Origin of the sequence: Actinomadura keratinilytica (genome assembly GCF_039539665.1) — a bacterium.
GTDB classification, from domain to species: domain Bacteria; phylum Actinomycetota; class Actinomycetes; order Streptosporangiales; family Streptosporangiaceae; genus Spirillospora; species Spirillospora keratinilytica.
In genome coordinates this window covers 1-4,576 of sequence record NZ_BAABDO010000222.1, presented here as the reverse complement: position 1 = coordinate 4,576, position 4,576 = coordinate 1, and the positions used below count along the sequence as shown (strand labels likewise).

Sequence of the window (4,576 nt, the reverse complement as noted above, 5' to 3'; positions counted from 1 at the left end):
CCGCCCGCCCGCGGGGTCTGCGCGGACTGGGCGTCCGGCGACGTGCCGGACGGCCCGCCGCCGGGCCCGCCCGGCGGGGGCGGCCCGTCGCCGTCGGGGGGTTCGGGCGGCCGGTCGTCGTGCGCGTCGAGCACCTCGTCCAGCTTGCGGGCGTCGAGGCCGGGGGCGTCGAACGGGTCGCGGCGGCGCCGGTGCGGCAGGGCCAGCCGCGCCGCCGTGCGCACGTCCTCGGTGCTCACCTCCGTGCGGCCGTGCCAGGCGGCCAGCGCGATCGCGGCCCGCGCGGTCACCAGGTCGGCGCGCAGCCCGTCCACCTCGAACGCGGCGCACACGGCGGTGATCTGGCGCAGCGCCGCGTCGGTCAGCTCCACGCTTGGCAGCCGGTCGCGGGCGGCGGCGATGCGGGCGGCCAGCGCCTCCTCCTCCGCGGCCCACGCGGCGGCGAAGTCGGCCGGGGACCGCTCGTAGCGCAGCCGGCGCCGCACCACCTCGGCGCGCTCGTCCGGGTCGCGGGTGGCGGCGACCTCGACGGTGAGCCCGAAGCGGTCCAGCAGCTGCGGGCGCAGCTCGCCCTCCTCCGGGTTCATGGTGCCGACCAGCAGGAACCGCGCCGCGTGCCGCACCGACACGCCCTCGCGCTCGACGTGCGACTCGCCCATCGCCGCGGCGTCCAGCAGCAGGTCGACCAGGTGGTCGTGCAGCAGGTTCACCTCGTCGACGTACAGCACCCCGCGGTGCGCGGCGGCCAGCAGGCCCGGCTCGAACGCCTTCACGCCCTCGGTGAGGGCCCGTTCCACGTCGAGCGAGCCGGTGAGCCGGTCGTCGGACGCGCCGACGGGCAGCTCCACCAGGCGGGCGGGCCGCCGCCGCGCGCCGTGCCCGGTGTGCGGGCCGTCGGGGCAGGCCGGGTCGGGGGCGTCGGGGTCGCAGGAGAACCGGCAGCCGTCCACCACCCGCACCGGCGGCAGCAGCCCGGCGAGCGCCCGCACGATCGTCGACTTGGCGGTGCCCTTCTCGCCGCGCACCAGCACCCCGCCCACTCCCGGCGACACCGCGTTGACCAGCAGCGCGAGCTTGAGGTCGGCCATCCCGACGACGGCGGAGAACGGGTAGCGGGGGGTGCGGGGGGCCGCCTCCCCTTCGGCGGCCGGGCGGCTCATCGGCCCATCAGACGGGGCATGCCTCATCATCCTTCCCCTCGGGTGTCCACGCCCGTGGCGGTCAGCTGCGACGGCCGGAGTCTCCTGGCTCCCGGATCGACGTTCCGGCGCCGGCCCCGTCAGGGACGGCACCGCTCCCCCGGCCTTCCAGCGTCGCCGCCGTGGCCTTCCGCGGGGGAGAACTCCCCGGTCACAGTTGCGGGCACAGCCCCGGATTCACACCGGGTTCCTCCGCGTCCGTCGACTGCACAGCATGACATACCCCCAGGAACCACCCAAGCGGCGACCACGTGAAATGCCCTACGTCGGGTCGCGGGACGGCCGGGACGCCACGAGCCCGAGGGGCCGTGACGCCAAGAAGTCGTGACGTCACGGTGCCATGACGTCGGGCGCCATGACGTCGGGCGCCATGACGTCGGGCGCCATGACGTCACCGGGCCGGCGCGTCAGGCGAGGCGGGTGCGCACGGCGAACCACACGGCCTTGCCCGGTACAGGCGGGCCCAGGCGCGACAGCGTGTGCACCAGCCCCCAGCGGCCCTGCGACATCTGGGCGACGATGCTCAGGCCCCGCCCGCAGTCGCCGGACGTCCACGAGTAGCCGGGCAGCCGGGCGTCGGCGTAGGCGTCGAACACCGCGCAGCGGATCTCCGCGGGGGGCCGCGCGTCGCCGTCGACCGCCAGCCACAGTTCATGCGGGCCGTAGTCGGCGGCGTGCTGGTAGGCGTTGGTGGCCAGCTCGCTCACCATCAGCTTGGCGTCGGCGATCGGGTCGCGGGGCACGCCCAGGTCGGCGAGCGTCTCGGCCAGGAGCGCCCTGGCTTGGCGGGCGCACGCCGGGCCGCGCGGCAGGGACCAGGCCCAGCCCTCGCGGATGCCCGGCTCCCCGCCCGGCACCGCACACGGCGGCGAGGTGTCGTGGATGAGTTCTGTCGTCCTGTGCACGGGCCCTCCCCGCGATCGAAAGGTGTCGGCCGACTACGCGGTCATCAATCGTCCCGTTACTGTGGGTTCCCCCGCGGTTACTCTTCCATGAGCCTCGCGTGAGAATCTCATTCGCGCAACACCCTTGGCGAGATTGCCCTTACCGGCTTCGGCAATTGCGTTGAGAGGTGCCGACCGAAACGACAGACTCTGCCCTCATGACATATCGGCCGACCGTACGAGGTCGTCGGCTGGCCCGGGAGCTGCGCCGGCTGCGCGAGAACCTGGGCCTGACGCTGCAGGACGTGGCGGACCGGCTGGACTGGTCGCGGGCCACGGTGTCGCGGGTGGAGACGGGGCAGACCCGGCCGAAGGTCGCCGACGTCGCCCGCATGCTGGAGCTGTACGGCGTGCCCAGCCCCGACCGGGACGCCCTGATCACGCTGGCGCGCGACGCGGGCCAGCGCGGCTGGTGGACCGCTTACGCCGACGTTTTCGCCGGAAGTTACGTCGCGCTGGAGGACGAGGCGTCCGCCATCCGCACCTGGGACCCGCAGCTGGTGCACGGGCTGCTGCAGACCGAGGACTACGCCCGCGCGGTCATCACCGCCGGGCGGATGCTGCCCGGGCGGACCGAGATCGAGCGCCGCATCGCCGCGCGCAAGGTACGGCAAAAGTTGCTCGACCGGGAGAACGCGCCGCTGCTGCACGTGGTGCTGGACGAGGCGGTGCTGCACCGGCCGCTCGGCGGGGCCTCGGTGATGAACGCCCAGCTCAGGAAACTGTCCGTCATGACGGAGCGACCCAACGTCACGGTGCAGGTGCTGCCGTACGCCGCCGGCGAGCACGCGGGGCTTGACGGGCGGTTCACGATCCTGTCCTTTCCGGACCCGGCAGACCCCGATATCGCCTACGTCGAAGGCACCATGGGTGACGTTTACGTCGAAAGCGCAGAGGAAACAGGCGTACACAGGCGTCGCTTCGATCGCATCGTCGAGGCGGCGTTGTCCCCCGAGGATTCCGCGCACCTCATCATCGAGGCAGCAGGGAGCAGCCTGTGAACAACCTGCAACGCGAACTCGCCCGCGCCCACTGGCGCACGTCCTCATACAGCGGCAGCGGAGACCAGTGCGTCGAAGTGGCCGCACTACCGGACGGCCTGTGTGCGGTCCGCGACTCCAAGGACCCCTCCGGTCCGGCGCTGATCCTGTCGGCGAAGGGCTGGCGGGCCCTGCTCGGCACCGCACGCACCGCATAGTCCGCCCGGCGCGTCCGCCCGCCCGCCCTGCCCGGGCCCGCCGACGCGCCGCCGTCCGGGGCCGCGGCCGCCGGTCGCGGCCCCGGCCGCTGCCCGCAGCCGCCTTCCGCGCCAAGTAGAACGTGTTCTAGTATCGCGGTGCGCCAACGACCCCGGAGGGTGCCACAGTGACCGCGGACCTCAAGCTCGGCATCAACGTCGGCTACTGGCAGCGCGACCCCGACGACCAGACCGAGACGGTGCAGGCCGCCGACCGGCTCGGCTACCACGCGGTGTTCACCGCCGAGGCGTACGGCTCGGACGCCTTCACCCCGCTGACCTGGTACGCCGCCCGCACCAAGCGGATCAGGCTGGGCACCGCCGTGGCACAGCTGTCGGCGCGCACCCCCGTCGCGACCGCCATGCACGCCCTCACCCTCGACGCCCTGTCGGGCGGGCGGCTGATCCTGGGCGTGGGCGCGTCCGGACCGCAGGTCGTGGAGGGCTGGTACGGGGTGCCGTTCCCCAAGCCGCTCGCGCGCACCCGCGAGTACATCGACATCATGCGCCAGGTCTGGCGCCGCGAGGCCCCGGTGACCAGCGCGGGCCCGCACTACCCGCTGCCCTACCCGGGCGGCACCGGGCTGGGCAAGCCGCTGAAGTCGATCGTGCACCCGGTGCGTCCGGAGATCCCCGTCTACCTCGGCGCCGAAGGCCCGAAGAACGTCGCGCTCGCCGCCGAGCTCGCCCAGGGCTGGCTGCCGCTGTTCGTCGACCCGGCCAAGATCGAGCCGCTGTTCGGCGCGTCGCTGGCGGGCCGCCCGCCGGGCTTCGAGATCGCCGCCACCGTCACCACGATCGTCACCGACGACCTGCCCGCCGCGCTGGAGTTCGCCAAGGTGCCGCTGGCGTTCTACATCGGCGGCATGGGCGCCCGCGACCGCAACTTCCACCTCGACCTGATCGGCCGGCTCGGCTACGCCGAGCAGGCGGCCCGCGTCCAGGAGCTGTTCCTGGACGGCCGGCGCGACGAGGCGGTCAAGGCCGTGCCGGACGAGCTGGCCGACGCGATCTCCCTGCTCGGCCCCATCGGCCGCATCAAGGAGCGCCTCCAGCTGTGGCGCGACAGCCCCGTCACCACCCTGCTGATCGCCGGCGTCCGCGACGAGCCCACCCTGCGCGCCCTGCGCGACCTCCTCGACTAGCTGTACTGACCATGGACGTTGGTGACGGCGACACGGCTGGATGATCTTGAA

5 protein-coding genes and 1 riboswitch are annotated in these 4,576 nt (G+C 73.7%); of the genes, 3 read left to right on the top strand and 2 right to left on the bottom strand.

Annotation, left to right across the window (positions count from 1 at the left end):
• Window positions 1-1,160, bottom strand: a 1,160-nt coding sequence (locus ABD879_RS32135; protein ID WP_345025554.1) for a magnesium chelatase ATPase subunit I, incomplete at its 3' end; no start/stop codon positions are given.
• Between the two features lie 78 nt (window positions 1,161-1,238).
• Window positions 1,239-1,391: riboswitch (cobalamin riboswitch) on the bottom strand.
• 215 nt (window positions 1,392-1,606) lie between these two features.
• Window positions 1,607-2,104: an ATP-binding protein gene (locus ABD879_RS32130; protein WP_345025552.1), complete on the bottom strand. Its 498-nt coding sequence runs from the start codon at window positions 2,102-2,104 to the stop codon at window positions 1,607-1,609.
• Window positions 2,105-2,271: 167 nt separating this feature from the next.
• On the opposite strand from ABD879_RS32130, the gene ABD879_RS32125 reads away from it, so the two are divergent.
• The 3 genes from ABD879_RS32125 (at window position 2,272) to ABD879_RS32115 (ending at window position 4,525) form a co-directional block, all read left to right on the top strand.
• The gene (locus tag ABD879_RS32125) at window positions 2,272-3,144 is read left to right on the top strand and encodes a helix-turn-helix domain-containing protein (protein WP_345025551.1); all 873 of its coding nucleotides are present in this window, start codon (window positions 2,272-2,274) and stop codon (window positions 3,142-3,144) included.
• The gene (locus ABD879_RS32120) at window positions 3,141-3,341 is read left to right on the top strand and encodes a DUF397 domain-containing protein (RefSeq protein WP_345025549.1); all 201 of its coding nucleotides are present in this window, start codon (window positions 3,141-3,143) and stop codon (window positions 3,339-3,341) included. Before ABD879_RS32125 ends, ABD879_RS32120 begins: the two co-directional genes overlap by 4 nt.
• Window positions 3,342-3,508: 167 nt before the next feature.
• Window positions 3,509-4,525 carry an LLM class F420-dependent oxidoreductase gene (locus tag ABD879_RS32115; protein WP_345025548.1) on the top strand — a complete coding sequence of 339 codons (1,017 nt, stop codon included), beginning with the start codon at window positions 3,509-3,511 and terminating at the stop codon, window positions 4,523-4,525.
• Window positions 4,526-4,576 lie beyond the last annotated feature (51 nt).